Consider the following 24,589-nt stretch of genomic DNA (forward strand, 5'->3'; position numbering starts at 1 on the left):
CCGTTCGGCTGCGGCCCCGTAACCTTGACTGTCGGCGTGTCCACTGGTGACACGCCACATCCCCGTAAACCTCTTCCTCCCGGGTGTGTTCCACCGGGAGAGGCCGTCTGCTCTGCAGGGCGGCTGGACTGCGGGGGTGCCGTTCCCGAGCGAGAGAGTGAGATCCGCGTGTACGCCATCGTGCGCAGCGGTGGTCGCCAGCACAAGGTTGCTGTCGGCGACATCGTTGAGGTTGACAAGATTTCCACTGCCAAGGTTGGCGACACGGTCGAGCTCTCGACCCTGCTCGTTGTCGACGGCGACGCTGTGACCAGCGACCCGTGGGTGCTGGCCGGCATCAAGGTCCAGGCCGAGGTCGTGGACCACCACAAGGGCGTCAAGATCGACATCCTTCGCTACAAGAACAAGACCGGTTACCGCCGTCGTCAGGGCCACCGCCAGCAGTACACGGCGATCAAGGTCACTGAGATCCCCGCGGCTGCGAAGTAAGGGACTGAGGAGAGATGGCACACAAGAAGGGCGCATCGTCCACCCGGAACGGTCGCGACTCCAATGCCCAGCGGCTCGGCGTGAAGCGCTTCGGCGGTCAGGTCGTCAACGCGGGTGAGATCCTGGTCCGCCAGCGCGGCACCCACTTCCACCCCGGTTCGGGCGTCGGCCGTGGCGGCGACGACACGCTGTTCGCGCTGAACGCCGGTGCGGTGGAGTTCGGTACCCACCGTGGCCGCAAGGTCGTGAACATCGTTCCGGTCGCCTGACATATCAGGTAACCGATTCAGGCAACTGATTCGGGCAACTGATCGGAAGCTTTCGCGAGGCGGACCTCACTTCCCTTCCGGGAAGCGGGTCCGCCTTTCGCGTGTTGACCTGGAAACACCCGTACGTAACTGGAGGCACATCCCATGACCACCTTCGTGGACCGCGTCGAGCTGCATGTCGCCGCGGGTAACGGAGGCCACGGCTGTGCCTCCGTCCACCGTGAGAAGTTCAAGCCGCTCGGCGGCCCGGACGGCGGCAACGGCGGAAGGGGCGGTGACGTCATCCTCATCGTCGACCAGTCCGTGACCACGTTGCTCGACTACCACCACTCCCCGCACCGCAAGGCCACCAACGGCAAGCCCGGCGAGGGCGGCAACCGCTCCGGCAAGGACGGCCAGGACCTGGTCCTGCCCGTGCCGGACGGCACGGTCGTGCTCGACGGCGAGGGCAATGTGCTCGCCGACCTGGTCGGCCACGGCACCTCGTACATCGCCGCGCAGGGCGGCCGGGGCGGCCTCGGCAACGCGGCGCTGGCCTCGGCCCGCCGCAAGGCCCCCGGCTTCGCGCTGCTCGGTGTTCCCGGTGACCTCCAGGACATCGTCCTGGAGCTGAAGACGGTCGCCGACGTGGCACTCGTGGGCTACCCGAGCGCCGGCAAGTCCTCGCTGATCTCCGTGCTGAGCGCGGCCAAGCCGAAGATCGCCGACTACCCCTTCACGACCCTGGTCCCGAACCTGGGCGTGGTGACGGCCGGCGAGACGGTCTACACGATCGCCGACGTCCCCGGTCTCATCCCCGGCGCCAGCCAGGGCAAGGGCCTGGGCCTTGAGTTCCTGCGCCATGTCGAGCGGTGCAGCGTCCTCGTGCACGTCCTGGACACCGCGACGCTGGAGTCCGAGCGCGACCCGGTCTCCGACCTCGACATGATCGAGGAGGAGCTGAAGCAGTACGGCGGGCTCGGCAACCGGCCCCGCATGGTCGTCCTGAACAAGATCGACGTACCGGACGGCAAGGACCTGGCCGAGATGGTGCGCCCCGACCTGGAGGCGCGCGGCTACCGCGTCTTCGAGGTGTCGGCGGTCGCCCACACGGGACTGCGTGAACTGTCCTTCGCCATCGCGGAGTTCGTCGCCGAGTCGCGGGCCGCGAAGCCGAAGGAGGAGGCGACCCGGATCGTCATCCGCCCGAAGGCGGTCGACGACAGCGGCTTCACCGTCGTACAGGAGGAGGACGGTCTCTTCCGCGTGCGCGGCGAGAAGCCCGAACGCTGGGTGCGGCAGACCGACTTCAACAACGACGAGGCCGTCGGCTATCTCGCCGACCGGCTCAACCGCCTCGGTGTGGAGGCCTCGTTGATGAAGGTGGGGGCCCGCTCCGGCGACGGCGTCGCGATCGGTCCCGAGGACAACGCGGTCGTCTTCGACTGGGAGCCGACCGTCATGGCCGGCGCGGAGATGCTGGGCCGGCGTGGCGAGGACCACCGGCTCGACGAGCCGCGGCCCGCGACGCAGCGTCGTCGGGACAAGCAGGCCGAACGGGACGAGGCGACGCAGGAGTTCGAGGAGTTCAAGCCCTTCTGAGCGGCTGCCGCGCGCGGTGACCGTCCGTCCGGGGTGAAGATCGTTCGCCCGGCGTAACCGATACTGGCTGAGACCCGTTGCTCTCCGAGCAACGGGTCTCTTGCTGTGTGCCGATTTGTCATGGACGCGATACTTACTGTTCAACAGGCGGGACTCCGCGCACTGTGAGGCTTCCAAGTGACCCAAGAGGCCAACGTCGCAAGGGAGTTCACGATGACCGGAGCCGTATCACCCGATCGACGACGTTTTCTCGCGGCCGGCGCGGCGGTGCTCGGGGCCGCCGCCTCCGCCCAGTTGTGGCTGCCGACCTCCGCCCGGGCAGCCGAAACCCCGCTGCCCGACGGTGTGTTCAGCCTCGGCATCTCGTCCGGCGACCCGCTGCCCGACGGCATCGTGCTGTGGACGCGCCTCGCCCCGGACCCGCTGAACGGGGGCGGTATGCCCGATCAAGTGGTCCCCGTGGAGTGGGAGATCGCGGAGGACGCCCGTTTCAGAAAGAGCGTGCGCCGCGGAGTCGCGCCCGCGCGGCCCGAGTACGGGCACAGCGTTCACGTGGATGTACGGGGACTGCGCCCGGGCCGCGACTACTGGTACCGCTTCCGCACCGGCGGGCAGATCTCCGCCACCGGCCGCACCCGCACCGCGCCGCACGCGAACAGCTCCGGCGGCCGGCTGCGCGTCGCGCTCGCCTCCTGCCAGAACTGGCAGAACGGCTACTTCACGCCGTACGCCGACATGCTGTCCCAGGACCCCGACTTCGTGCTCTTCGTCGGCGACTACATCTACGAGTCGGCGCCGTCGAACGCGGGGCCGCGCCGGCACGAGGGGACCGGGGAGCCGTACAGCCTGGTGCAGTACCGCAACCGGTACGCGCAGTACCGCAGCGACCCGGACCTGCTGGCGATGCACGCCAACACCCCCTGGGTGGTGACCTTCGACGACCACGAGGTGGACAACGACTGGGCGGGGGAGGTCCCGCAGGACCCCGACAGGCAGTCGCACGACGCGTTCGTGGCGCGGCTGACGGCGGCCTTCCAGGCGTACTACGAGCACATGCCGGTGCGTGCGAGCGCGGTGCCGAACGGGCCGCACATCCAGATGTACCGGCGCCTGGAGTTCGGCCGTCTGATGCGGCTCAACGTCCTGGACACCCGGCAGTTCCGCAGCGACCAGGCGACCACGCAGGCCGGCGCCGAGGACCCGGCGATGACCATGATGGGCGCCGAGCAGAAGGCGTGGCTGCTGAAGGGGCTGCGCCACTCGCCCGCCCGCTGGAACGTCATCGCCTCGCAGATCATGATGGCCGAGACGGACACCCTGCTCGGCGCGGGCAAGCAGTGGTTCTACGACGCCTGGGACGGCTACCAGGCCGAACGCAACGCCCTGCTGGAGGACTTCAAGAGCGTCCGCAACCCCGTGGTGCTCAGCGGCGACCGGCACCTGACGATGATCAGCGACCTCAAGGAGGACTTCGCCGATCCGGACTCCGCCGTCGTCGGCGCCGAGTTCGTCGGGACGTCCATCTCCAGCAACGGCGACCAGGACCAGGCCGCCTTCCACGCCCAGTGGGACCCGCTGATGGCGGACAACCCGCACTGGAAGGTGATCGACGCGCATCGCGGCTACCACCTGTTCGACATCCGCAAGGACGGCATCGACGCGAAGGTGAGGGTCGTGGACACCGTCGTGAAACCCATGGCCGTGCCCAGTACTTACGCCGCACTCCGGGTGGAGTCGGGCGATCCCGGCGTCCGGGTGGTCTGAGTTTCGTGAACCCTGTGTGACCGGAGCCTGGGACTCATCCGTGTCCCAGGCTCCTCTCAGGGCAAACTCAGGAACAACTCTTACCTTCCATTAACCATGGAGACGGACTGTATTAAGGAAGCGCTGCCCTCCGGGACCCGGCTGCTGCACATCGGCCCGCACAAGACCGGGACCACCGCCATCCAGGGCGCGCTGTTCGCCGCGAAGGACGCGATGCCCGAGCACGGCGTCGACTTCCCCGCGCACAGCAGACACCCGATGGAAGCGGCCCTCGCCGCCTGCGCCCGGCCCGCGATGATGGGCGACGTCGTGCCCACCGACAAGCACTGGACACGCCTCCTCGACGCCGTGCGCGCCACCGGCGACCGCACCTCGGTGATCAGCAGCGAGTTCTTCGCCGACGCCGAGGACGACGAGACGATCGCCCGGATCGTGGAACAACTCGGCGGCGAGCGCGTGCACATCCTGATCACTCTGCGTCCGCTGGTGAAGATCATGCCCTCGCAGTGGCAGCAGTACGTGCAGAACGGCCTGCGCATGGGCTACGACAACTGGCTGGAGCACATGCTCCGCAAGGCGCCCTACGAGCAGCCCAACCCCAGTTTCTGGCGCCGGCACCGGCACGACCGGCTGGTGGAGCGGTGGACCCGGGCCGTGGGCCCCGAGCGCGTCACGGTCGTCGTGGTCGACGACGGCGACCGGGACGGGCTGCTGCGCACCTTCGAGGCGCTGCTCGGACTGCCCGCGAATCTGCTGCGGCCGGTCCCGGACGCGGCCAACCGCTCTCTTACCCTCGCCGAGACCGAAATGCTGCGAAAGCTCAATGTGGAATTCCGCGGCAATGGGCTCCCCGACGAGCTGTATTCCAAGCTCGTGCGCAACGGCGCCGTCATGCATATGAAGAATTCGTGCAGCCCGACCCCGCAGGACGTGAAGATCACGACACCTCGGTGGGCCGTCGAGGCGGCGGGCACGATCGGCGCCGAGATGGCCGGCACCATCGCCGCCACGGGCGTACGGATCGTCGGCGACACCGCGCTCCTGTCGGCCGTGGCGGAGACTGCGGAGAAGGCGCCCGCGACGGCGCGGATCGCGCCGGAGGTGGCCGCGCAGGCGCTGTACGGGGCGCTCGCAGCGGTGGCCGCCGCACCGGTCGGGCACACCGCGCCGGCGAAGGCGCGGACCGTTCACCAGACGTCGTCGAAGGAACTCGTACGAGTTCTCGGTCACCGTTGTATGAAGAAGCTCCGGCGCCGCTGAGAGGTGTCGTCGCCCGGTCGCCAGCAGTGCAAGATGAATGACAGGTGTCGCTCACATATGCGGCGGAGGTCACTCGCCTTGCACTGCGGTTACCGTGAGTGGGACCATTTGCCAGTTCCCCCGTTGTCCCGAGGTAGGTCAAGGTCGCCTGTGTCGCACATAGCCAAGCCCCGCACCACCGCAGTGATCCTGGCCGGCGGTACCGGCCAGCGCGTGGGTCTCTCGATCCCCAAGCAGCTGCTGAAGATCGCCGGCAAGGCAGTCATCGAGCACACCCTGACCACTTTCGAGAACGCCGAGTCGATCGACGACATCATCGTTCTGATGGCGCCGGGCTATGTCCCCGACGTCGAGAAGATCGTCGCCAAGGCCGGTTTCAAGAAGGTCACCCGGATCATCGAGGGCGGCTCCACGCGCAACGAGACCACCGAGCGCGCCATCGCCGCCCTCGGCGAGGGCCTGGCCGAGGGCGAGGACGCCAACGTCCTCTTCCACGACGCCGTGCGTCCCCTGCTCTCGCAGCGCGTGATCGACGACTGTGTGATCGCCCTGGAGCGCTTCCAGGCCGTCGACGTGGCCATTCCCTCCGCGGACACCATCATCGTGACCCGCACGCACGGCGACGACGGCGAGTTCATCACCGAGATCCCCGACCGCTCCCGGCTGCGCCGCGGCCAGACGCCCCAGGCGTTCAAGCTGTCCACGATCCGCCGCGCCTACGAGGTCGCCGCCGGGGACCCCAACTTCCAGGCCACGGACGACTGTTCGGTCGTACTCAGGTACCTGCCGGACGTGCCGATCCACGTCGTCGCGGGCGACGAGTACAACATGAAGGTCACCCAGCCCGTCGACGTCTTCATCGCCGACAAGCTCTTCCAGCTCGCCTCCACGGCCGCCCCCGAGCAGGTCGACGAGGCCGCCTACCGCGAGCTGCTCACCGGCAAGACGCTGGTCGTCTTCGGCGGCTCCTACGGCATCGGCAAGGACATCGCCGAGCTCGCCGAGGGCTACGGCGCCACGGTCTACGCGCTCGGCCGCTCCACCACCGGCACGCACGTCGAGAACCCGGAGGAGGTCGACGACGCGCTGTCCAAGGCCTACGCCGAGACCGGGCGCATCGACCACGTCATCAACACCGCGGGCGTGCTGCGCATCGGCAAGCTGGCCGAGACGGACAACGCGACCATCGAGGAAGCGCTGAAGGTCAACTACCTGGCGCCCGTGCAGATCGCCCGTTCCGCGTACAAGTACCTCGCCGAGACCAAGGGCCAGCTGCTGCTCTACACCTCCAGCAGCTACACCCGGGGCCGCGCCGAGTACAGCCTGTACTCCTCGACCAAGGCCGCGATGGTGAACCTCACGCAGGCCCTGTCCGACGAGTGGGCCGGCGACGGCATCCGCGTCAACTGCATCAACCCGGAGCGCACCGCGACTCCGATGCGCACCAAGGCCTTCGGCCAGGAGCCCTCGGGCACGCTGCTCTCCTCCGAGGCCGTGGCCCGCACCTCCCTCGACGTGCTGCTGTCCGAGCTCACCGGCCACGTCATCGACGTCCGCCAGCAGGACCCGACGGCCGGTGCGGCCAAGGCCTCCGGCTTCGAGGCCGCCCTCGCCTCGGTGCTGGACGTCCAGGACGGCGTTTAATTAAGCCTGCCTCTGAGATCCCGGTAAATTACTCAAAACCCCTAAGAGCAGGTTTATCAGTGATTTCCACCGCCATCCGTGTTGCCCGGGTGGGCAGCGCGGCCGAGCTCGCCGCGGCCGTCCTCATGATGCTGGGATTCCCCGCCCTCATGCTGGCCGCACTCGTCCCGAGCGTCCCCGCCTTCGCCGCGGCGGCCGTCGTGACGTACGTCGCCGACCACTATCTGCACCGGCAGGCCAGCTACCTGGTCAACCGCCTCAGCAAGGTCCGAGCGGGTCTGTCCATCCGCTTCCTGATCCGCCAGCTCCTGCTGATCCTGCTGCTGGCCCGCATGGACCTCTCGGACCACCTGATCTTCTACGGCGCGATCGCCTGCTTCATCGCCTTCTACGGCCTCCAGGCCCCGCACGGCGCCGTCGTCACGCTGATCCGCAACCGTCGCCGGATGCCGGTCGCCACCCGCAACGTCGACCTCGGCTCACGCATCAACATCCCGGACGCCCCGCCGTTCGGCCTGCTGGAGCGCTCCGCCGAGAAGATGCTCCACCTCGACCTGTTCGCCGTCGTGGGCCTGCTGATCTCCGCACAGCTGGACTCGGCCGTCGCCGCCTTCATCGGCATCGGCGTCACCCTGTTCCTGGGCACCCTCTATGTCGTCGCGCTCCTGCCGTACATACGGGGTACGAAGATCCCGCCGACCGCCGAGGTCATCCTCGAAGCCGTCGACGACTGGCTGCACGAGTACAAGCCGCAGACGGTGCTCTGCTTCTCCGGCTCCAAGGACTCGGCCTACCAGGTCAACATGTGGCTGGAGACCATGGAGCAGCTGGAGTCCCGGCCCCTGGTCCTGCTCCGCGAGCGCGTCATACTGCAGAACCTCGCCCCCACCAAGGTCCCCGTCATCTGCGTCCCCGGCGGCGTGCACCTGATGAACATGGACCTGTCGAGCGTGCGCGTCGCCCTCTACGCGGCCAACGTCGGCAAGAACATCCACCTGCTGCGCGTCCCCACCATGAAGCACGTCTTCATCGGCCACGGCGACAGCGACAAGCTGGCCAGCGTCAACCCGTTCAGCAAGGTCTACGACGAGGTGTGGACCGCCGGCCGCGCGGGCCGCGACCGCTACGCCATCGCCGACGTCGGGGTCCGCGACGACGACATCGTCGAGGTCGGCCGCCCGCAGCTCGCCCCCATCCAGAGCTGGCAGGGCGTGCCCGAGGGCCGTATCCCGACCGTGCTCTACGCGCCCACCTGGGAGGGCTGGGACAACGACCCCGGCAACACCTCCCTTCTCCTGGCCGGCGAGAACATCGTGAAGAAGCTGCTCAAGGCCGACCCGCCGGTCCGCGTCCTGTACAAGCCGCACCCCTTCACCGGCACCGTCAGCTCCGCGGCCGGCTCCGCGCACCGCAAGGTCACCGCCCTGGTGGAGAAGGCCGCCGCCCAGCGCGCGACCGACCCGCGCTTCACGGCCGACGCCGCCGCCCAGAGCAAGGCCAAGGCCGACCTCGCGCGCATCGAGGCCCGGATCACCGAACTGACCGGCGGCGCCGCCGACAAGGGCGACGAGGCCGAGCTCACCCGCGACGGCGTGGTCGACCTGGCCAAGTACGAGGAGATCGCCCGGCTGCGCGCCGAGTGGAACGACGCGTACTGGAAGTCCTTCGGCACCTTCGAGCACCGGGTCATCTCCGGCGCCGAACCGCGCCTGTACGACTGCTTCAACGTGTCCGACGCGATGGTCTCCGACATCTCCAGCGTGGTCTCCGACTTCATCGCGAGCGGCAAGCCGTACGCGGTCACGGACTCCGCGAAGTTGGGCGTCGAGGAGTTCAAGCGGCAGAACACCGCGGTGCGCGCCGCCGTGATCCTGTCCAACAAGGCCGCCGAACTGGGCGAGTTGCTCGCGGCGGTCCGCGCCCCGGACGCCGACCCGCTGGCCGAGGACCGCAAGGAACTCAAGGAGTACCTGCTCGGCCCGGACGAGCCCACGTCCATCGAGCAGTTCAACACCGCGGTCCGGGACCTGTCGCTCAAGTCCGAGGCCCGCAACGTCGGCCAGGAACGGTCGGCCGCGACGGAGGCCGAACTGACGAGCTGACCTGCGCGAGTCAGAATTTGGTCAAGAAGAGCCCGGTTCTTGGGGAGTGATCCTCGAAAACTGGGCTCTTTTGCGTATCCCCAGCTGACGGAAGACAACCGATCGGCCCGGTCGGCCGTCTTGTAGATGGCCATCCGGCCGATACGGGGGAAACACTCCATGGACAAAGGGGAGCGCATGACCGTGACGCAGCCTGATGTGACCGTGGTCATCGGGGCGTACGAGGCGATGCCGTACCTCGTCGAGTGCCTGCGCTCGGTCGAGGCACAGACCCTGGACCCGGCCCGTATCGAGGTCGTCGCCGTCGACGACGGCTCGACGGACGGCACGGGGGAGTACCTGGAGGAGTTCGCGGCCCGCGCCGCGAACCACGTCACGGTGATCCGCCAGGAGAACTCCGGCGGCCCCAGCTCCCCGCGCAACGTCGGCCTCGGCAAGGCGGCCGGGCGTTACGTCTTCTTCCTCGACGCCGACGACCGGCTCGCCCCCGAGGCCCTCGAACGCATGATCGCGATGGCCGACCGCAACGGCACCGACGTGGTGCTCGGCAAGGTCGAGGGCATCAACCGGGTCCCGCCCAAGGCCGCGTGGGTCGAGACGCTGGAGCGCACCGACGTCTTCCACTCCAACATCAAGTTCACGCTGAGCGCCCAGAAACTGTTCCGGCGGGCCCTGCTGGAGCGGCACAGCATGCGGTTCGACGAGTCGCTGTTCACCGGCGAGGACGCGCTGTTCACGATGGAGGCGTATCTCCGGGCGGACGGTGTCTCCGTGATCGCCGACCACACCTGCTACTACCTGGTCGGCCGCGACGACGGCAAACACGTGACGAAGAGCGGGAGTTACACCCTTCGCTTCGACTCGGCGCGCGCGTTGATGAACCTCATCGCCGAGATGGTCCCCGCGGGCGTCGAGCGCGACAAGCTGATGCTCCGCCCCTTCCTGGTCACCCTGCTCCCGCAGTTCGGACCCAAGTACGCGGGGGACAGCGAGCAGGTACGGCGCCACAAGTTCGAGTTGGCCAAGCCGCTGATGACCGCGCACTGGTCGGACGAGGTGGCCGTCCGCCTCAAGGTCGACGAACGGCTGCGCCTGCAGCTGGTCGCGCAGGAACGCCCCGAACTCCTGCTGGACGTGGTCGAGTTCATCAAGTCGAAGAAACGCCCCGAGGCGGTGGTGGAGAAGCGCGGGCGTCGGGTGTACCTGGCGTATCCGCACTTCCGATCGGGTGAGGCGGGGCTGCCGGACTCGGTCTACCTTGCGGAGCCGCGGGAGGCGCGTGCGGTGGAGGGGTATCGGGAGGGGGGAGCGGGTGTGTTCTTGCGTCGGGTGGCGCGGAGAGTACGTCGGGTGCGGGCCGGTAGGGGCTGGCCGCGCAGTTCCCCGCGCCCCTGAAGGCGGGACCGGCTGAGGTGCTTTTAAGGGGCGCGGGGAACTGCGCGGCCAGCCACGACGCACCCGCACTGTGAACTCAACCCATCTGTCCGCGACCTGGACCAACGTGCACACCCCCACCCGGTTCGCGTAAATTGCCGCGGGTCACCCGAACTACCCGAGGGGATTCCGCCCGTGGCAGCCGCAAGGCAGGCCGTGACCGAGGCCCGCAGGATCGTCGTCAAGGTGGGTTCCTCCTCACTGACCAGCGCGGCCGGCGGCCTGGACGCCGACCGGGTCGACGCCCTCGTCGACGTCCTCGCCAAGAGCCGCAGCGGAGGCGAGAGAGAGGTCGTCCTCGTCTCCTCCGGCGCCATCGCCGCAGGACTCGCCCCGCTCGGACTGCGCCGCCGCCCCAAGGACCTGGCCCGCCAGCAGGCCGCCGCCAGCGTCGGCCAGGGCCTCCTCGTGGCCCGCTACACCGCCTCCTTCGCCCGCTACGGCATCCGCGTCGGACAGGTCCTGCTCACCTCCGACGACATGAGCCGCCGCTCCCACCACCGCAACGCCTCCCGCACCCTCGACAAGCTCCTCGCCATGGGTGCCCTCCCGATCGTCAACGAGAACGACACCGTCGCCACGGACGAGATCCGCTTCGGCGACAACGACCGGCTCGCCGCCCTCGTCGCCCACCTCGTCCACGCCGACCTGCTGGTCCTCCTCTCCGACATCGACGGCGTCTACGACGGCGACCCCAGCAGGCCCGGCACCTCGCGGATAGCGGAAGTACGGGGACCGCAGGACCTCGCGCACGTCGAGATCGGCAGCACGGGCAAGGCCGGCGTCGGCACCGGCGGCATGGTCACCAAGGTCGAGGCGGCCCGTATCGCCGCCGCCGCCGGCATCCCCGTCGTACTGACCAGCACGGTCCACGCGACCGACGCGCTGAGCGGAGGCGACACCGGGACGTACTTCCACGCCACCGGAAAGCGTTCCGCGGACCGGCTGCTGTGGCTGCAGCACGCGTCCACGCCCCAGGGCTCGTTGACGCTCGACGACGGTGCGGTGCGCGCGGTCGTGCAGCGCCGGATGTCGCTGCTGCCGGCCGGAATCGCCGCCGTCGAGGGCGAGTTCAGCGCGGGCGACCCCGTCGAACTCCGGGACAGTGCCGGGCACGCGGTCGCGCGGGGGCTCGTCAACTTCGACGCGAAGGAGATCCCCCAGCTGATCGGCCGCTCCACCAGGGAACTGGCGCGGGAGCTGGGGCCGTCGTACGAGAGGGAAGTCGTACACAGGGACGACCTGGTGATCCTGCACCCGTAAAACAACCGAAACGTCCGCCTCCCTCGGTGGACGTTCCGCAAAAGTGCCACACGGACGCCCTGCGCCTGCTCAACTTTGCTCAGGGACACATCCGCGCGAGCACAGCAGCTCGACCATTGCGTAAGGAGGCCGTCGTGAGACGAGTGCGCCCTGGGGCGGCGGCGTCCCGCGGTGGTGCCACCTCCCGCGCGCCCGGCGAGGAGCGCACGCTGACGAGCGTCGCGGCCGGCGCCCGGTACGAGGGCGAGGAACCCAAGGACCTTCCCCGGCTGTGGCATGTCACCCTCAGCGTCTCCGGCGGCGAGGCCCCGCTGAAGGAGGTCCGGCGCGGCCTGGAACAGCTCGCCCACGACCACCCCTTTCTGCTGACCAGCCGCTACGCCAACGACCACGCGGAGATCCGCTACTGGGAAGAGGCCCGCGACCTGCACGACGCCGCCGCCGTCGCGCTGCGCCTGTGGGGCGAGCACCGTCAGACCGCCAAACTGCCGCCGTGGGAGATCGTCGGCCTGGAGGTCATCGACCGCGAGACCTACCACCAGCGCATCTCCGAGGGCTACGGCCCACTGCCCGCGACCCCGGTCGGCGTACACCCCTTTTGAGCCGTCTTCGGGCTCTTCCGCGCTTGTCTCGCGGTTTGGTACAGCCGGTGGACGCCTCCGCCCGGCGCACTACCCTTCCCTCATGACCACGCTCTCGCCGTACGACTCCATGTCCCCGGTCACCCGGGCCGCCTACCGCGCCAAGTCCGCCGCCGCCGACCTCGCGCCGCTGCCCCGGGCCGAGAAGGACGACGCGCTGCTCGCCATCGCGGACGCGCTGGAAGTCCGTACGAGCGAAATCGTCGAGGCCAACGCCAAGGACATCGCCAAGGCCCGCGCGGCCGGCACCAGCGAGACGGTCATCGACCGGCTGACCCTCACCCCCGAGCGCGTCCGGGCCATCGCCTCCGACGTACGGGACGTCGTCGCGCTCCCCGACCCGGTCGGCGAGGTCGTCCGCGGCTCGACCCTCCCCAACGGCATCGACCTGCGCCAGGTCCGCGTCCCCCTCGGTGTCGTCGGCATCATCTACGAGGCCCGCCCGAACGTGACCGTGGACGCCGCCGCCCTCTGCCTCAAGTCCGGCAACGCGGTCCTGCTGCGCGGCTCCGCCTCCGCCTACGAGTCCAACACCGCCCTCGTGCGCGTCCTGCGCGACGCCGTCGGCGGCGCCGGACTGCCCGCCGACGCCGTGCAGCTGGTGCCCGGCGAGAGCCGCGAGAGCGTCCGCGAACTGATGCGAGCCCGCGGCCTGGTCGACGTACTCATCCCGCGCGGCGGCGCCTCCCTGATCCAGACCGTCGTCTCCGAGTCCACGGTCCCCGTCATCGAGACCGGCGTCGGCAACTGCCACGTCTACGTCGACGCCCACGCCGACCTCGACATGGCCATCGACATCCTGATCAACTCCAAGGCCCAGCGGCCCAGCGTCTGCAACGCCGCCGAGACCCTCCTCGTCCACCAGGACATCGCCCCCGAGTTCCTGCCCCGCGCCCTGGACGCCCTCGCCGAGGCCGGCGTCACCGTGCACGCCGACGAACGTGTCCTGGCCTACGCCAAGGAGTCCACGGCCACCGTCGTCGAGGCCACCCCCGAGGACTGGGACACCGAGTACCTCTCCTACGACATCGCCGCCGCCGTCGTCGACTCGCTCGACAAGGCCGTCCAGCACATCCGGCTGTGGAGCTCCGGCCACACCGAGGCGATCGTCACCTCCTCCCAGCAGGCCGCCCGCCGCTTCACCCAGCTGGTCGACTCCACCACCGTCGCCGTGAACGCCTCCACACGCTTCACGGACGGCGGCCAGTTCGGCTTCGGCGCGGAGATCGGCATCTCCACCCAGAAGCTGCACGCACGGGGCCCGATGGGCCTGCCGGAACTGACGAGCACCAAGTACATCGTCACCGGCGACGGGCACATCCGCCGCTGAGCCAAGGACTGTTGGCATATGCGCCGGGCATAGGGCCTCGTGGAGGGAGAGACATCTCACCCTGCGGATGAATTTCCCTACCGCCTGCCCAAATTGACCCCCCAGGTCTACTCTGGAGAGGTGCCGGAGGACGTGGGGGGCACGCCGTTCCCTGACGGCTGGGAGCCCGACGACGACCACGACCGCGGAATGTCGGACGAAGAATTCGACTCCGTGGTCTTCGACGAGGCCTTCGTACGGGCGGCCGTAGTACACGAGCCGACCGCCGTCGAGCGCCTCCTTGCCGCCGCGCAGGCGAGAGCCGAGGCCTCCGAGGCCGAAGCGCGCCGCGCTCAGCGAGGCAGAGGCACACGTGGCGACGACGACCTCTTCGAGGACGCCTACGGACGCCAATTCGGCCATGATCCGGAACTCGACGACCTGGACGACACCGACCTCGTCGAGGGCCGCTACGGCGCCCCGGGAACCTACGGCAAACAGGTCCGCTGGCACCGCCCCGTCGCCTGGCTGCTCGCCCTGGTGATGGGCATCGGCATGGTCGCCCTGGCCTTCTCGGCGGTCTACCGCGGCGCGTCCTCGGGCAGCCGGGACCGCGTCCCGCCCCCGGCCTCCACAGGCGTCGAACAGGGCACGGCGGCAGCACCCTCCGTTTCCGCCGACAACTCCCAGCCACCGTTGTCCGCCGTACCGCGCACGCCCTGACCGCTCTGACCGGCTCGGTGAGAACCTGTCAGAACTTGTCGTGTAGCAGGGCGTTTACCTGAGGCTCCAGAGACCTACTCTGAAAGTATGGGCGGTCCAGGAGACCCACCCGAGGGGACACCCGAGGGCGCTCCAGGTGGTGGTGAGGACGAGTACCGATCCGTCGTATTCGACGAGTCGTTCGTCCGTGCTGCCCGTCTCCAGGAATTCTCCGCGCGGGAGCGCATGGCCGACCACGCCCCCGCCGTCCGCCGCCGCCCGGCCCTGCGCCGCGGTCTCTCGCGCCAGGCACTCATCCTGGTCATGCTGATCGCCGTCGCCTTCGGCACCGCGATCTACATGGGCGTACGGCACCCCTACACGACCCCCACGGCCCAGCAGCCCGCCGAGCCGCTGCGGATGACCGTCATCCCGCTGTCCCCCCAGGGCAGGGTGCCGGGAGCGGCCGACGCCGAGTACCTCTTCGCGCACAGCCCCGCCGCGCGGTTCGACGTCGGCGGTGACGGCATTCCGCTGTCGGACCCCCGGCGCACCGCGCACTTCTCGGACAGCCAGGTCGTGGCCGCCCTGAGCACCGCCAAGTCCTACATCGTGGAGTCCTCGCTCTACCCGGCCGTGCTCACCGGCGGACAGATCCGCCCCGCGCGCGTCCTCGTCGACCCCGACCAGCTCGACCAGTTCGACCAGAGCTTCGAGCACCCGGCCGCCGACGGCCGACACGAGCCCACCGGATGGCTGGTTCGCTTCGACCCGTCACGCGCCGAGCTGGCGGACCGCAAGATCCGCGTCCAGGGCACCCTGCAGGCCACCGAGATCGACTCGTCCACCCTTGAGGTCACCGCCGACGGAACCTTCGTCTACGCGCTCCGGCCGACCGGCTCCGGCGACAAGGCCCAGGTGTCCCTGTTCACCGTCCGCCGCGAGCTCCAGTTCCGCTTCGACCGCGACGACCTGCGCATGGACCAGGCCCAGATCGTCACCTCCTACGTCCAGGCCGGCCCCCTGTCCTGCGCCGAGGACTCCGTCACCTACCTGCGCCCCCTGCTCGCCGGCCAGACCGCCAAGGCGGGCGGCCCGGCCGGCACCGACCCGTTCGCCACGGGCAGCGCAACGGCCCTGTGCGGTTCACTGGCGGTCGGCGCGCAGCCGAAGGTGTAGGAACCCTTCATCCACGGCTGTGCGAGGCCGTACGGAGGCCGCCGTGGATGTGGGCCGGGGGTGCGCCGGGTCACCCTGGGTGTGAGACCCGTGTGAACCGGCGCGAGACCTGGTCGTCGTAGGTGTGAACTCGGTACGTATCGGCCGGGTCAGTCCTCGTCGCGCGGCGGCGCATCCGTGGGCGGCTGCGCGGTGCCGTTGGCCGATTCGGTCGGCGGTCCGTCCTGCGGGGTCGTGCCCGCGAAACCGCCGAAACCGCGCCGCACCCGGCCGCCCAGGTCGCCCGCGCCACCGGCGATGTCGCTGACCAGCTTCATCAGCGGGTCCTTGGAGCTCTTGACGTTGCTTGCGTAGCTCGCCGCCGACTCGCGGAACGAGTCCGTGACCGAGGTGTCCTTGTCCTCGCTGCGCCGCGGGTAGTGCCCGTCCATGATCCGCTGGTAGTCGCGGGACTCGGCCCACTTCTTCAGCTCGGCCGCCCGCACCGTGGTGAACGGGTGGGAGCGGGGCAGCACGTTCAGGATCTTCAGGACCGAGTCGCGCAGGTCGCCGCCCGACTCGAACTCCTCGGCCTGCTTGAGGAACGCGTCCACGTTCATCTCGTGCAGGTGGTTGCCGCCCGCGATCTTCATCAGACCGCGCATCGAGGCCCGCAGGTCCTGGCCCACCAGCAGACCCGCACGGTCGGCGGACAGCTCCGACTTGCGGAACCACTCGCGCAGCGCCGTCACGATCGCCAGGATCGCGAGGTTGCCCAACGGGATCCAGGCGACCTTCAGGGCCAGGCTGGTCAGGAACAGCAGGATCGTGCGGTACACGGAGTGGCCGGACAGCGCGTGGCCCACCTCGTGGCCGATGACCGCCCGCATCTCCTCCTCGTCGAGCAGCTCGACCAGGCCGGTGGTGACGACGATGATCGGCTCGTCCAGGCCGATGCACATCGCGTTGGGCTGCGGGTCCTGGGTGACGTACATCGGCGGGACCTTCTCCAGGTCCAGGATGTAACAGGCGTCCCGCAGCATGTCGTTGAGGTGCGAGAACTGCTGGTCCGACACCCGCACGGAGTCGGACAGGAACAGCAGGCGCAGACTGCGCTCGGGCAGCAGCCCGCTGAGCGCCTTGAACACCGTGTCGAACCCGCTCAGCTTGCGCAGTGCCACCAGGGCGGAGCGGTCGGCCGGGTGCTCGTACGCGCGCGAGGAGATCCCCGGAAAGCGCCTGCGCTGCCTGCTCGGCACGTTCTCGTGGGCGTTCTGCTCGTGGCCGTCTTCGGACATGTGGTCCCCCATGTGCGTCTGTGTGCGCTGAGTGCCCCCGAAGCAGAGCCCAGCCTAGGCGGAGATACCGTGGTCGGGCAGTACAGCGAAGGAGTCAACGCATGGAGCCCCATTCCGCAGCCGCCTGGCTCGCAGAGGCCGCGAACGCCGCCCCCCAGCACGGATCGGGGGATCTGCTCAGGGTCGTACTGGTCGTGATGTTCCTCGGCTGCATCCTGACCGCGTGGTTCCTGCTGCGCGGATACAAACAGAAGGACGACTGAGACGCCCGTCGAGTTCCCCGCCGACGGCCCTGTCGAGTTCCCAATGGCGGAGTCGGCGTGATCGCCGCCGGGGTGCCCGCATACCATGGGCCGACATCTTTATCCCGCCCACACCGGATAGGTTCTGCTGAAGATGAGCATCCACGGCACCGCTGCCCAGTTGGTCACTCTTGCCGCCGAAGGTGAGGGCGGGGGCAACCACGAGAGCCTCCAGCCGATCATCACCGGTGGCGGCGCGTTCATCGTCCTGATGCTGCTGCTGTGGATCACCACCCGCTTCAACCGCGACCGCTAGGGTCTGTCCCTTCTGTCCACCGGACGGGTCCCGGGGTCTTCACACCGGGCCGGTAGGGTCTGCACGCATGGGAGAGCAGGACATGCCTACCGGTCCGGCGAACGACACGACGCGCGGCACGGAGAACCGAATGGTGAACAGCCCGCGCAACAACGGCCCGTCGAACCCCGGCAAGCGCCGTCTGGGCGTCATGGGCGGAACGTTCGACCCGATCCACCACGGACACCTCGTGGCGGCCAGTGAGGTCGCCGCGCAGTTCCACCTGGACGAGGTGATCTTCGTCCCGACCGGCCAGCCGTGGCAGAAGACCGACCGCAAGGTCGCGCTGGCCGAGGACCGCTATCTGATGACGGTCATCGCGACCGCCGAGAACCCCCAGTTCTCGGTGAGCCGTATCGACATCGACCGCGGCGGCCCCACCTACACCACGGACACCCTGCGCGACCTGCGCGCGCTCAACCCCGACGCCGACCTCTTCTTCATCACCGGCGCCGACGCCCTCGGCGCGATCCTCACCTGGCGGGACGCGGAGGAACTGTTCTCCCTCGCGCACTTCATCGGGGTCACCCGCCCCGGCCACACACTGACCGACCCAGGGCTCCCGGAGGGCGGTGTCTCGCTGGTCGAGGTTCCCGCGCTGGCCATCTCCTCCACAGACTGCCGTGCGAGAGTCGCCAAGGGTGATCCGGTCTGGTACCTGGTGCCCGACGGAGTCGTGCGCTATATCGACAAGCGCGAGCTGTACCGCGGCGAGTGAGCCGAGAGGGGCACCGGTGAACGACCGATACGACGCCGGGTACGGCGGCGACCAGTACGAGCTCGTCGGCTACGACGAGTACAACCAGCCTGTCTACCGCCAGGTCCCGGCCCAGCAGGCCCAACAGCCCCCGCAGCAGCAGCCGTACGACCCGTACGGGCAACAGCAACAGCAGGGCTACGCCTACGACCCGTACGCGACCGGCACCCAGCAGCAGACGCCCGACTACGACACGGGCTCCCAGCAGTCCTACGACACCGGACGGCAGGCGCCCCAGGCCGGCTACGACCCGTACGCCACCGGGACCACGACGGCCTACGACCCCTACGGGCAGACCGCGACCAGCGGACAGCAGCCCCGGGTCGCCGAGCAGACCGCCTACATCCCGCAGCAGGGCGGCCCGGCCGAGGACACGGAAGCCCCGAAAACCCAGGCGGCGGGTGAACGGGACTACCGCACCGAGCAGTTCGCGTTCGTGGAGGAGCCGACCGACGACTCCGAGGACGTCATCGACTGGCTGAACTTCACCGAGAACCGCACCGAGCGCCGCGAGGAGGCCAAGCGCCGCGCCCGTGGCCGCATGGTCGCCCTCGTCGTGGCCCTGGCGCTGGTCGTCTCCGGTGGTGTCGGCTACCTCTGGTACGCCGGGAAGCTCCCCGGAGTCTCCTCGCCCTCCTCGAAGTCCGGCACCACGACGGCCGCGGGCGCCCAGAACCGCGATGTGATCGTCGTCCACCTGCACAACACCGCGAAGGGCGGCACCTCCTCGGTGCTGCTCGTCGACAACACCACCCTCAAGCAGGGCACCACCGTGCTGCTGCCCAACTCGCTCGCCCTCACGGACGACGACGGCAACACGACGACGCTGGCCAAGTCGGTCGACGACGACGGCACCTCAGGGACCGTCGACCAGCTCAACACGGTCCTCGGCACCGACATCGAGGGCACCTGGCGCCTCGACACCCCCTACCTGCAGAACCTGGTCGACCTCGTCGGCAACATCGACATCGACACCAACGCCGACGTGCCCGACCCGGCCGCGACGAAGAAGGGCGCCGCGCCCCTCGTCCACAAGGGCAAGGACCAGACCCTCAGCGGCAAGATGGCCGTCGCCTACGCCACCTACCGTGCCTCCGGCGAGGCCCAGAACACCCAGCTGGAGCGGTTCGGGCAGGTCATGCAGGGTGTGCTGCGGCAGCTGACCTCGGACCCGACGGCGGCGACCACCACCGTGCAGACCCTGGCCCAGATCCTCGACCCGCCCCTCACCGACAAGGACCTCGGCACCTTCCTCGCCAAGCTCGCCGACCTCGCCAAGAGCGGCGACTACAAGACGGCCCTGCTGCCCGTCCAGAACGACGGCACCCTGACCGCGCAGGCCTCCGCCGGCGTCGTCAAGGACGTCCTGGGCGGCACCGCGAAGAGCCCCGACGAGGGTTCGGCGGTCCGGGTCGCCGTCCAGAACGCCACCGGCGTCAAGGACGACACCGAGAAGGCCCGCGTCGTCCTCCTCAACGGCGGCTTCACCTTCCTGGAGGCGGGCACGGCGTCCGCGGCCTCGGCCAAGTCCAAGATCACGTACTCCGACGCCGCCGACAAGGAGAACGCCACCGAGGTCGCCAAGACCCTGGGCCTGCCCACCAGCACCGTGACCAAGGGCACTGTCTCCGCGAACGCGGACGTCTCGGTCGTACTCGGAGAGGACTACAAGCCGTCGTCGTCCTCATGACGAGGGCCCAGTCGCTGTAAGGCGTAGTCGCTGTGACGGAGAGCACGCCCCGGAGGCCGGAGCCGGTGTCCAGGCCGACGTCCGGGGCGTGATCCGTCATTCACGTGGGGGGCCGTCCGCGGTCCGTGAGACCCTTGAGGTCTGTTGACCGCCGACCGAAAGCCGCGTAGTGACCGCCACTGACCGCTCCATCGAGCTCATCCAGGCCGCCGCCCAGGCCGCCGCTGACAAGCTCGCGCACGACATCATCGCCTACGACGTCAGCGATGTGCTGTCGATCACGGATGCCTTCCTGCTGGCCTCCGCTCCCAACGACCGTCAGGTCAAGTCGATCGTCGACGAGATCGAGGAGCGGCTCAGCAAGGAACTCGGCGCCAAGCCGGTACGCCGCGAGGGCGACCGTGACGCCCGCTGGATCCTGCTCGACTACGTCGACATCGTCGTCCACGTCCAGCACAGCGAGGAGCGCGTCTTCTACGCGCTGGAGCGGCTGTGGAAGGACTGCCCCGAGCTGGACCTGCCGGCCGACGCCAAGGAGACCCGCGGCAAGTCCGCCGAGCACGCCAAGCTGCAGGCCGAGGAGGACGCCTCCGAGTTCGGGGAGGTGCGGTGAGCGCCGGCGCGGACGGCCGCAAGGCGGGCCGGGGCCGCCGCGTCATCCTGTGGCGGCACGGCCAGACCGCCTGGAACGTGGAGCGCCGCTTCCAGGGCACCACGGACGTCGAGCTCACCGAGACCGGCATCGGCCAGGCCCGCCGGGCCGCCCGGCTGCTGGCCTCCCTCAAGCCCGACGCGATCGTCGCCTCCGACCTGAAGCGGGCGGCCAACACGGCCGCCGAGCTGGCCGCCCTCGCCGACCTCGACGTCACACACGACGAGGGCCTGCGGGAGACCTACGCGGGCGTCTGGCAGGGGCTGACGCACGAGGAGATCATCGCCCGCCACGGCGAGGAGTACGCCGCGTGGAAGCGCGGGGAACCGGTGCGCCGCGGCGGCGGCGAACTGGAGACCGAGGTCGCCGACCGGGCCGCCCCCGTCGTGCTGCGGCACGCCGAGAAGCTGCCCGAGGACGGCACCCTCGTGGTGGTCAGCCACGGCGGCACGATCCGCACCACCATCGGACGGCTCCTCGGTCTGGAGTCCCCGCACTGGGAGAGTCTCGGCGGCCTCTCCAACTGCTGCTGGTCGGTACTCGGCGAGGGCGCTCGCGGCTGGCGCCTGCTGGAACACAACGCCGGCACACTCCCGGAACCGGTGCTCGGCGACGACGACTGAGCGGCCCTCCAGGGCCCCGACCCCGGATTTCACTTTCCGGCAGGTCGCAGGCTAAAGTTCTTCTTGTTCGCCCGCCGAGCGGGAAGAACACAAGGGGCTATAGCTCAGTTGGTAGAGCGCCTGCATGGCATGCAGGAGGTCAGGAGTTCAATTCTCCTTAGCTCCACAGTTCGACACTCTTGAGTTGTCAAGGACCGAGAGTCGTCACAGATCGAATCGATGAGATCCCATCCCTTTCAGGGGTGGGATTTTTTCGTGGCTGTCAGCGCCTCCGTGCGCCGACGGGTCTCCTCGTCGGCCGGGGTGTAGACCACGATCCGGCACTCCGGCATGCCGTTGACCGACAACGACACCGACGTCATCCGTATCTCGCCCACCGCCTCGTGCCGGAACGTCTTCACCCGCCGCCCCGGCTCCGCGACGTCCCCGCTCTCCCACAGCCGCGCGAAGAGCGGACTCGCCGCCGACAGCCCGCGTATGAAGTCCTCCCAGACGGGCTCGCCGGTGTGCACCCCGTACGCCGAGCGCAGCATCGCCACCATCACCGGCAACTCCGTCTCCCGGAACATCAACGGGGACTCCTCCTCCGGCACCGCGAACAGCCGCCACAGCGCGTTGGGCACCGGGCCGCCCGACAGCGGTTCTATCCCGACCACGTCCTGGTAGACGGAGTTGGCGGCCAGGATGTCGAACCGCGAGTTGTAGACCACCGCCGGGCGCGGCTCCAGGGCGTCGAGGATGCCCTGGATCTCCGGCCCCACCGACCGCGCGGCCACTTCCGGCGGATGCGCGTACGGCACCTCGGCCAGGTGGTACAGATGCTCGCGCTCCGGCGCGTCGAGCCGGAGCGTGCGCGCAACGGCGTCCAGCACCTGCGCGGAGGCGTTGATCGGGCGCCCCTGTTCGAGCCAGGTGTACCAGGTGACGCCCACACCGGAGAGCTGCGCGACCTCCTCGCGACGCAGCCCAGGCGTACGCCGTCGAAAACCCGGCGGCATGCCGACGTCGTGCGGTGTCACCCTCGCGCGCCTGCTGCGCAGAAACGCGGCCAGCTCAGGTCGGCGGCGCTGTGTCGTCCCCATCCCCATCGTCACATCCCCCATGTTCGACGCCCGACTTGGTCCCTGCCAGGTGCTGTCGGTACCAGCATCAGCGGGCTCTCGGCACCCGTACCGGAGCGCCCCCACGCTCGACGGCATGACGACAACACCCCGGACGGAACCGGATTCCGCACCCGTTCCAACTCCTGCCACCAGTAAAGACCCTGGCACTGACAATCGCCGTGGGCGGATGCTCGCGGTCCTGCTCGCGGCCCTGTTCATGGCGCTGCTCGACGTGTTCATCGTCAACGTCGCCGCCCCCACCATCGGCACCGAACTCCACGCGTCCGGCGCCGACTTGCAGCTGGTGATCGCCGGCTACACCATCACGTACTCGGTGCTGCTGATCACCGGCGCACGGCTCGGCGACCGGCTCGGCCACGCCCGGGTCCACCTCGCCGGGCTGGCCGTCTTCACCGCCGCCTCGCTCGCCTGCGGTCTGGCCCAGGGCTCGACCGAGTTGATCGTCTTCCGCCTGATCCAGGGCTCCGGCTCGGCGCTGATGATCCCTCAGGTGCTCAGCCTGATCCAGCGGAACTTCATCGGCGAGGCCCGGATGCGGGCGCTCGGCGTGTACTCGGCGGTCATCGCCGTCGGCGCCGCGGCCGGACAGATCCTCGGTGGCGTCCTCGTCAGCGCCGACCTGTTCGGCACGGGCTGGCGGCCGGTGTTCCTCGTCAACGTGCCCGTGGGCGTCGTACTCCTGTTCCTCGGCAGGCGCGTGCTGCCGCGGGACGGCGGGGCGGAGCCGGAGCGGGCGCGGGCCTTCGACGTGCCGGGGCTGGTGCTGCTCGCCTCGGCGGTCTCGCTGCTGACGGTGCCGCTGGTGCTGGGGCAGGAGGAGGGCTGGCCGCTGTGGTCGTGGCTGTCGTTGATCGCGGCGGCGGCGCTTTTCGCGGCGTTCTGCGGCTACGAGTCCCGGCTCGCGCGGCGCGGGGGCGCCCCGCTGATCGCACCGCGTGTGCTGCGTCACCCCGGCATGGGTCTCGCCGTCGTCCAGATCCTGGCGGTGATGGCCGTCAACGCCGGTTTCCTGTTCGCGCTCACCCTGCACGTCCAGGGCGGCCTCGGCTTCAGCGCGCTGCGCGCGGGTCTCACCTTCGCGCCGACCGCGGTCGTCTTCGGGGCGGTCGGTCTGACCTGGCGCCGGTGGCCGGCGGCCTGGCAGCGGGCGCTGACCCCGCTCGGGTTCGTGATCGCGATGCCGTCCGTCCTGGGAGTCGGCCTGGCGTTCGAAGGCGGCGACCGCGGTGGGGCCGTACTGTACGTGGCGTACGTCGGCGTGGGGGCCGGGCTCGCGCTCGCCTTCAGCCCGACGCTGACCCGGGCCCTCGCCACCGTGCGGCCCGAGGACGCGGCGGACGCCAGCGGTCTGCTCTCCACGGTCGTGCAGCTGGGTCAGCTGCTCGGGGTCGCGGTTTTCGGCACACTGTTCTTGAACCGGCTTGAGTCACTTGGGGCCCCGGGGGCGTATACCTCTGCGAAGGCGCTTTTGGCGTGCATGTTCGCGCTGGCGGGGACGGCCGCGGTGGGTGCCGTGTCCGGACTGGTACTAAGGCGTCGCTGACCGTATTGGTCCGGCCGTGGCAGAATCAAACGGCCGGAAGGGGGCGCGGCCCGACGGGAGGGAGTAGCGATGCCTGCGAGCATCATCGAGGAGGTCGACCACCTCTTCGATGCGGCGTTGATACGAGATACGATCACCCGCCTGAGCTGCCCTTCCTGCGGTTCCGCCCACGTGGCCCAAGTCCTCGGTGACAACGGCGGAGTTTCCTACGTGTGCACGGCCTGCGGCCACAGCTGGAGCTGATCGATGGGTGCACACAGGCGAAAGTGCGACTGGTGCGGCAGTGGGACACCGATCGTCCGCGACATGGAACCGGTGAATCCCGACTACCAGTACTGGTGCGAGGAGTGCGCGCGGGCGCTGATCATAAAAGGCGATCCGATCGAGACGTACCGCGAACTCGAGGGCGAGCCGATCTACGGCCGACTCCTCGAAGAGCACTGCACTTTGAAACGGTTCTATTCGTTCGTCACGGCTTGACTCGGGCCGGGACCCCGCGAGGAGGTCCCGGCGATCACGGTCACGGCAGGGGAGACGGAAACGATTTGGTGGTGCACCGGGTCGACCGGTAATGTTGGCGTCGCCGCCGGGGAGACCCGGTAGCACACCGCAAGGGGCTATAGCTCAGTTGGTAGAGCGCCTGCATGGCATGCAGGAGGTCAGGAGTTCAATTCTCCTTAGCTCCACAG

The 24,589-nt window shown here is 69.2% G+C and carries 23 protein-coding genes and 2 tRNA genes; 23 read left to right on the forward strand and 2 right to left on the reverse strand.

Annotation, left to right across the window (positions count from 1 at the left end; translation table 11 throughout):
* The first annotated feature begins 168 nt into the window (after nt 1–168).
* From rplU to OC490_RS13865, 13 genes are all read left to right on the forward strand, one after another.
* On the forward strand, nt 169–489 hold the full coding sequence (gene rplU, locus OC490_RS13805) for a 50S ribosomal protein L21 (protein ID WP_007381993.1): 321 nt from the start codon (nt 169–171) through the stop codon (nt 487–489).
* Nucleotides 490–503: 14 nt separating this feature from the next.
* On the forward strand, nt 504–758 hold the full coding sequence (gene rpmA / locus OC490_RS13810; protein WP_019063244.1) for a 50S ribosomal protein L27: 255 nt from the start codon (nt 504–506) through the stop codon (nt 756–758).
* 144 nt (nt 759–902) lie between these two features.
* Nucleotides 903–2,339, forward strand: a complete 1,437-nt coding sequence (gene obgE / locus OC490_RS13815) for a GTPase ObgE (protein WP_262058191.1) — start codon at nt 903–905, stop codon at nt 2,337–2,339.
* Between the two features lie 213 nt (nt 2,340–2,552).
* On the forward strand, nt 2,553–4,103 hold the full coding sequence (locus tag OC490_RS13820) for an alkaline phosphatase D family protein (protein ID WP_262058192.1): 1,551 nt from the start codon (nt 2,553–2,555) through the stop codon (nt 4,101–4,103).
* Between the two features lie 96 nt (nt 4,104–4,199).
* Nucleotides 4,200–5,363, forward strand: coding sequence for a hypothetical protein (locus OC490_RS13825; protein ID WP_262058193.1), 1,164 nt, complete (start codon nt 4,200–4,202; stop codon nt 5,361–5,363).
* Between the two features lie 150 nt (nt 5,364–5,513).
* Complete coding sequence (locus OC490_RS13830; protein WP_262058194.1) at nt 5,514–7,007, forward strand: bifunctional cytidylyltransferase/SDR family oxidoreductase; 1,494 nt, start codon at nt 5,514–5,516, stop codon at nt 7,005–7,007.
* A gap of 59 nt (nt 7,008–7,066) precedes the next feature.
* The gene (locus tag OC490_RS13835; RefSeq protein WP_262058195.1) at nt 7,067–9,109 is read left to right on the forward strand and encodes a CDP-glycerol glycerophosphotransferase family protein; all 2,043 of its coding nucleotides are present in this window, start codon (nt 7,067–7,069) and stop codon (nt 9,107–9,109) included.
* 177 nt (nt 9,110–9,286) lie between these two features.
* The gene (locus OC490_RS13840) at nt 9,287–10,504 is read left to right on the forward strand and encodes a glycosyltransferase family 2 protein (protein ID WP_262058196.1); all 1,218 of its coding nucleotides are present in this window, start codon (nt 9,287–9,289) and stop codon (nt 10,502–10,504) included.
* 195 nt (nt 10,505–10,699) lie between these two features.
* Nucleotides 10,700–11,806 carry a glutamate 5-kinase gene (gene proB / locus OC490_RS13845; protein WP_262058269.1) on the forward strand — a complete coding sequence of 369 codons (1,107 nt, stop codon included), beginning with the start codon at nt 10,700–10,702 and terminating at the stop codon, nt 11,804–11,806.
* 143 nt (nt 11,807–11,949) lie between these two features.
* A complete protein-coding gene (locus OC490_RS13850) occupies nt 11,950–12,408 on the forward strand; it encodes a hypothetical protein (RefSeq protein ID WP_019063252.1) in 459 nt (152 codons plus the stop codon).
* Nucleotides 12,409–12,490: 82 nt separating this feature from the next.
* Nucleotides 12,491–13,777 carry a glutamate-5-semialdehyde dehydrogenase gene (locus tag OC490_RS13855; RefSeq protein ID WP_200713102.1) on the forward strand — a complete coding sequence of 429 codons (1,287 nt, stop codon included), beginning with the start codon at nt 12,491–12,493 and terminating at the stop codon, nt 13,775–13,777.
* A gap of 93 nt (nt 13,778–13,870) precedes the next feature.
* Nucleotides 13,871–14,479, forward strand: a complete 609-nt coding sequence (locus tag OC490_RS13860; RefSeq protein ID WP_410098617.1) for a hypothetical protein — start codon at nt 13,871–13,873, stop codon at nt 14,477–14,479.
* Between the two features lie 87 nt (nt 14,480–14,566).
* Nucleotides 14,567–15,637 carry a hypothetical protein gene (locus OC490_RS13865; protein ID WP_262058198.1) on the forward strand — a complete coding sequence of 357 codons (1,071 nt, stop codon included), beginning with the start codon at nt 14,567–14,569 and terminating at the stop codon, nt 15,635–15,637.
* A gap of 149 nt (nt 15,638–15,786) precedes the next feature.
* Here OC490_RS13865 and OC490_RS13870 read toward each other — a convergent pair whose 3' ends face one another.
* The gene (locus tag OC490_RS13870; RefSeq protein WP_262058199.1) at nt 15,787–16,914 is read right to left on the reverse strand and encodes a M48 family metallopeptidase; all 1,128 of its coding nucleotides are present in this window, start codon (nt 16,912–16,914) and stop codon (nt 15,787–15,789) included.
* 101 nt (nt 16,915–17,015) lie between these two features.
* On the opposite strand from OC490_RS13870, the gene OC490_RS13875 reads away from it, so the two are divergent.
* From OC490_RS13875 to OC490_RS13905, 7 genes are all read left to right on the forward strand, one after another.
* A complete protein-coding gene (locus tag OC490_RS13875) occupies nt 17,016–17,177 on the forward strand; it encodes a hypothetical protein (RefSeq protein ID WP_019065531.1) in 162 nt (53 codons plus the stop codon).
* A 133-nt stretch (nt 17,178–17,310) separates the two neighbouring features.
* Nucleotides 17,311–17,472 (forward strand): hypothetical protein, encoded by a 162-nt coding sequence (locus OC490_RS13880; RefSeq protein WP_033285922.1) that lies wholly within the window; start codon nt 17,311–17,313, stop codon nt 17,470–17,472.
* Nucleotides 17,473–17,539: 67 nt separating this feature from the next.
* Nucleotides 17,540–18,229, forward strand: coding sequence for a nicotinate-nucleotide adenylyltransferase (gene nadD / locus OC490_RS13885; RefSeq protein ID WP_262058200.1), 690 nt, complete (start codon nt 17,540–17,542; stop codon nt 18,227–18,229).
* 16 nt (nt 18,230–18,245) lie between these two features.
* Nucleotides 18,246–19,958: an LCP family protein gene (locus OC490_RS13890; RefSeq protein WP_262058201.1), complete on the forward strand. Its 1,713-nt coding sequence runs from the start codon at nt 18,246–18,248 to the stop codon at nt 19,956–19,958.
* A 169-nt stretch (nt 19,959–20,127) separates the two neighbouring features.
* Nucleotides 20,128–20,571 carry a ribosome silencing factor gene (gene rsfS, locus OC490_RS13895; protein WP_262058202.1) on the forward strand — a complete coding sequence of 148 codons (444 nt, stop codon included), beginning with the start codon at nt 20,128–20,130 and terminating at the stop codon, nt 20,569–20,571.
* Nucleotides 20,568–21,233 (forward strand): histidine phosphatase family protein, encoded by a 666-nt coding sequence (locus tag OC490_RS13900; RefSeq protein WP_262058203.1) that lies wholly within the window; start codon nt 20,568–20,570, stop codon nt 21,231–21,233. Before rsfS ends, OC490_RS13900 begins: the two co-directional genes overlap by 4 nt.
* Before the next feature lie 93 nt (nt 21,234–21,326).
* Nucleotides 21,327–21,399: transfer RNA gene (locus OC490_RS13905), tRNA-Ala, on the forward strand.
* 70 nt (nt 21,400–21,469) lie between these two features.
* On the opposite strand, the gene OC490_RS13910 is transcribed toward OC490_RS13905, so the two are convergent.
* On the reverse strand, nt 21,470–22,336 hold the full coding sequence (locus OC490_RS13910) for a helix-turn-helix transcriptional regulator (protein ID WP_262058204.1): 867 nt from the start codon (nt 22,334–22,336) through the stop codon (nt 21,470–21,472).
* A gap of 187 nt (nt 22,337–22,523) precedes the next feature.
* Here OC490_RS13910 and OC490_RS13915 point away from each other — a divergent pair, with 187 nt between their 5' ends.
* From OC490_RS13915 to OC490_RS13925, 3 genes are all read left to right on the forward strand, one after another.
* Nucleotides 22,524–23,900 carry an MFS transporter gene (locus OC490_RS13915; protein WP_262058205.1) on the forward strand — a complete coding sequence of 459 codons (1,377 nt, stop codon included), beginning with the start codon at nt 22,524–22,526 and terminating at the stop codon, nt 23,898–23,900.
* 246 nt (nt 23,901–24,146) lie between these two features.
* Complete coding sequence (locus OC490_RS13920) at nt 24,147–24,380, forward strand: hypothetical protein (RefSeq protein ID WP_003976229.1); 234 nt, start codon at nt 24,147–24,149, stop codon at nt 24,378–24,380.
* Nucleotides 24,381–24,513: 133 nt separating this feature from the next.
* A tRNA-Ala gene (locus OC490_RS13925) sits at nt 24,514–24,586 on the forward strand.
* Nucleotides 24,587–24,589: the final 3 nt, after the last annotated feature.

This window comes from Streptomyces sp. STR69, from assembly GCF_024519455.1.
Taxonomy (GTDB): domain Bacteria; phylum Actinomycetota; class Actinomycetes; order Streptomycetales; family Streptomycetaceae; genus Streptomyces.

Excerpts from the sequence above, each read along its gene's own strand:
- rpmA (WP_019063244.1), top strand. The coding sequence starts at position 504 with ATGGCACACAAGAAGGGCGCATCGTCCACCCGGAACGGTCGCGACTCC.
- obgE (WP_262058191.1), top strand. The coding sequence starts at position 903 with ATGACCACCTTCGTGGACCGCGTCGAGCTGCATGTCGCCGCGGGTAAC.
- OC490_RS13820 (WP_262058192.1), top strand. The coding sequence starts at position 2,553 with ATGACCGGAGCCGTATCACCCGATCGACGACGTTTTCTCGCGGCCGGC.
- OC490_RS13825 (WP_262058193.1), top strand. The coding sequence starts at position 4,200 with ATGGAGACGGACTGTATTAAGGAAGCGCTGCCCTCCGGGACCCGGCTG.
- OC490_RS13840 (WP_262058196.1), top strand. The coding sequence starts at position 9,287 with ATGACCGTGACGCAGCCTGATGTGACCGTGGTCATCGGGGCGTACGAG.
- OC490_RS13855 (WP_200713102.1), top strand. The coding sequence starts at position 12,491 with ATGACCACGCTCTCGCCGTACGACTCCATGTCCCCGGTCACCCGGGCC.
- OC490_RS13865 (WP_262058198.1), top strand. The coding sequence starts at position 14,567 with ATGGGCGGTCCAGGAGACCCACCCGAGGGGACACCCGAGGGCGCTCCA.
- OC490_RS13870 (WP_262058199.1), bottom strand. The coding sequence starts at position 16,914 with ATGTCCGAAGACGGCCACGAGCAGAACGCCCACGAGAACGTGCCGAGC.
- OC490_RS13875 (WP_019065531.1), top strand. The coding sequence starts at position 17,016 with ATGGAGCCCCATTCCGCAGCCGCCTGGCTCGCAGAGGCCGCGAACGCC.
- OC490_RS13880 (WP_033285922.1), top strand. The coding sequence starts at position 17,311 with ATGAGCATCCACGGCACCGCTGCCCAGTTGGTCACTCTTGCCGCCGAA.
- nadD (WP_262058200.1), top strand. The coding sequence starts at position 17,540 with ATGGGAGAGCAGGACATGCCTACCGGTCCGGCGAACGACACGACGCGC.
- OC490_RS13910 (WP_262058204.1), bottom strand. The coding sequence starts at position 22,336 with ATGGGGGATGTGACGATGGGGATGGGGACGACACAGCGCCGCCGACCT.
- OC490_RS13915 (WP_262058205.1), top strand. The coding sequence starts at position 22,524 with ATGCTCGCGGTCCTGCTCGCGGCCCTGTTCATGGCGCTGCTCGACGTG.
- OC490_RS13920 (WP_003976229.1), top strand. The coding sequence starts at position 24,147 with ATGGGTGCACACAGGCGAAAGTGCGACTGGTGCGGCAGTGGGACACCG.